Source organism: bacterium (genome assembly GCA_029210545.1).
Classification (GTDB): Bacteria; BMS3Abin14; BMS3Abin14; order BMS3Abin14; family BMS3Abin14; genus JARGFV01.
The window spans coordinates 1-2,634 of record JARGFV010000187.1; the positions used below are offsets into that span (position 1 = coordinate 1).

The 2,634-nt window shown below is 51.2% G+C and carries 2 protein-coding genes; both read right to left on the reverse strand.

Annotation, left to right across the window (positions count from 1 at the left end; genetic code table 11):
* Positions 1 to 264: 264 nt before the first annotated feature.
* Positions 265 to 1,476, reverse strand: a complete 1,212-nt coding sequence (locus tag P1S46_12140) for a tyrosine-type recombinase/integrase (protein MDF1537220.1) — start codon at positions 1,474 to 1,476, stop codon at positions 265 to 267.
* A gap of 853 nt (positions 1,477 to 2,329) precedes the next feature.
* The gene (locus P1S46_12145) at positions 2,330 to 2,506 is read right to left on the reverse strand and encodes a hypothetical protein (GenBank protein MDF1537221.1); all 177 of its coding nucleotides are present in this window, start codon (positions 2,504 to 2,506) and stop codon (positions 2,330 to 2,332) included.
* Positions 2,507 to 2,634 lie beyond the last annotated feature (128 nt).

The window sequence follows — 2,634 nt, forward strand, 5'->3', positions numbered from 1 at the left end:
AGGTCGTACAAATTGCGCTTCCCCTGCCGCAACCCTCCACGCGATTGGACCAGAAAATCAGGAGGGGTGAAGCCCTGGGCCACACGCGAGGGGATAGACGATTTCGCCATGCCTGGAGCTATGCCAGGCCGGTGAAAGATCTCGAGCATTTCTGTAAGAGTCGCGGGTATCATGTTCTAGCCTCGAACATAAGATACAAAATTATTGTTCTCCTGTCAAGAACAAAAAAAAAATTATATCCGCACTATTTTTCTTTAGGGTTGCCTATTTCAGCTTGACGACCTTTTCCGGGGCCTTGCCGGTGATCAGTGTTTTAAGGTGCCGGGACCACTTCAGAAGGGCTTCCCGCTTTTCCTTGTCGTGGCCGTAACGGTCATAAATATGAGTCACCGTTCGCTCACTGTGATTGAGGATCTGCCCGATGGTGTAATTGGAAACACCCAACTCTGCCAGGCCGGTGGCAAGTGTCCTTCTCAGGTCATGCGGCGCGAACTTATCAAGGCTAAGGTTGTCCGCGCGGATCAACGCGCGGGAAAGGCTACGTGTCGTTAGGTGCTGCAGGGGCTTGTCTTCCTCCTGGACGGGGGAGGGGAAAACAAAAGGCACCCCCTTCTTCTGGCTGTTCACCACCTGAAGGGCTGGGTCGATCAGATACACCCGGTGAGGCCGCCCGCTCTTGGTCCTGTCGCCTGGAATGTTCCACCAGTCCCCGTCGATCTCTTCCCTGCGCATACCCACAACCTCACCGCTACGTTGACCGGTCAACAGAATCAACCGGAGACAGTCCTTCACCTGCTCGCTGATACGTGGTGTTTCCTCCAACTCCCGCCAAAAAATTTTAACCTCATCACTGGTCAGGTAACGTTCCTTGGACTTCTCCTTATATATGCGCTTGATCAATTGCGTGGGGTCGGCCGGAATTGCGTCACGCTCCAGACCAAAACGGAACATCCTCGACAATAAAGCCAGGGTCCGGTTGCTCATCACAGGGCCACGTTCCCCGATGTCCTCCAGTAACAGCCTGACGTCGCGCCGGGTGATATCCTTGGCCAGCCGTTTCCCCCACCTGGGCAAAACGTCCTTGCCCAAAATGCGCTCGTCCTCCATCCACGTCTTCTTGTGGACCTTCGCCCACCTGGTCATGTACTCGCCAGCAAGGTCGGCCAACGTCGGCTCACCACGCTTCTTGACCTTCTGGGCCTCCCGAGCAGCGACAGGGTGCAGACACTTCCCCAACTTCGCACGGGCCACCTGGGCCGACAGGTCGTCACGTTCCGAACGCGCGTCCGAAAGGCTGATGTCTCCGTAGTCTCCAATCTTGAACCAGTACGTCTTCCCCTCTATGGTGTAGACATAATAGAAGACCTTCCGACCGCCAGGGTATACCCGGACCTTGAAGCCGCCAGGCTCCCCGTAATCCTTAGATCCGGTGACAGAAGAGGGTAAACTATCGAGCTTTTTGACCGTAAAACGCATGATTCACCTCCCACAGTAAGGCTTTCAGCACGTTTTTAGCAGCTTTTTAGCAGCTTTTAGCAGACTTTTAGCAGAGCAAATCGGCTTGTAGCCCGCATAAACACTAGTTTTTAGCAGATTAGCACGATTAGCAGCTTAGCAGACCTTAGCAAAGTAGCAGTTACTCTATAAGAGTATAATTCCTGACAATAATAATATGTTATAAATATTGATTGTTTTGACCACCTGATAGGCAGTCAGGAAACAATAACCATATAATCTGTATGTATACCTCTAAAGTATATCTAAAGAATATCCCCTGTTTTTTTGGTGGAACTTGAAACAGGTTGTAACACAAGAATAATGTAAAAACTGTTATGTGTCAACGCATTACGGCTATTTTTAAGGGTATGGGTTTACAGTTTGGTGGAGCCTGAAACAACGTTATTACCTGAATGGGGTTCAGGTGGTCGGAGGTTCAAATCCTCTCGCCCCGACCAACAAAATCAAGGACTTACAGCGTTTTGCTGTAGGTCCTTTTTCTTTAAGATGGGTTATATCTAAATTATATCTAAATTATGTTACGAGAAACGGCCTGACCTGGCCTGTTTGGATGGTAAATGAAACGCTGATAATACTGGTTACCAGAGGGTAGGGGAAAACGTTTGCTAAAGGTGACCCCCTGCTAATCCTGCTAATCTGCTAAAATGGCTTAACCATGCGCGTTACAGGGAAGAAAGTGCTGCTAAAGGTTCTGCTAAAAGCTGCTAAAAAGCTGCTAAAAGTGGCTCCCGAGGGTGAATTACCCGCCCCACACAGCCAGGAGGAGACTGTGCAGGGCGGGTCCAGCGACCGGCCCAAGGCCGGTTGTGGACTAGTCGAGGATCTCTACCAAGACGCCGGTGGCCTCCCCATTCATCCCGTTACTGTCCCTAGTCTCGATCGTGACGACGGACCCGATGAGGTTCTCGGTCACCTCGTGGAGATATCCGGTCGTATAGTCCCCGGTGTCGGCCGTGGCCTCCTGGATCGCAACACATCTTTTTTCCATGTCATCCTCCCATGAAATGGCAAGCCCCCATCAACTCCCGAGAGTGGCTTAATGTTTGCCGACACAAGCCACAGGAGCGTCAGGGGGCAAATGCCCAGACGCAAAAAGTCCACTCTCTTAACTTGTGT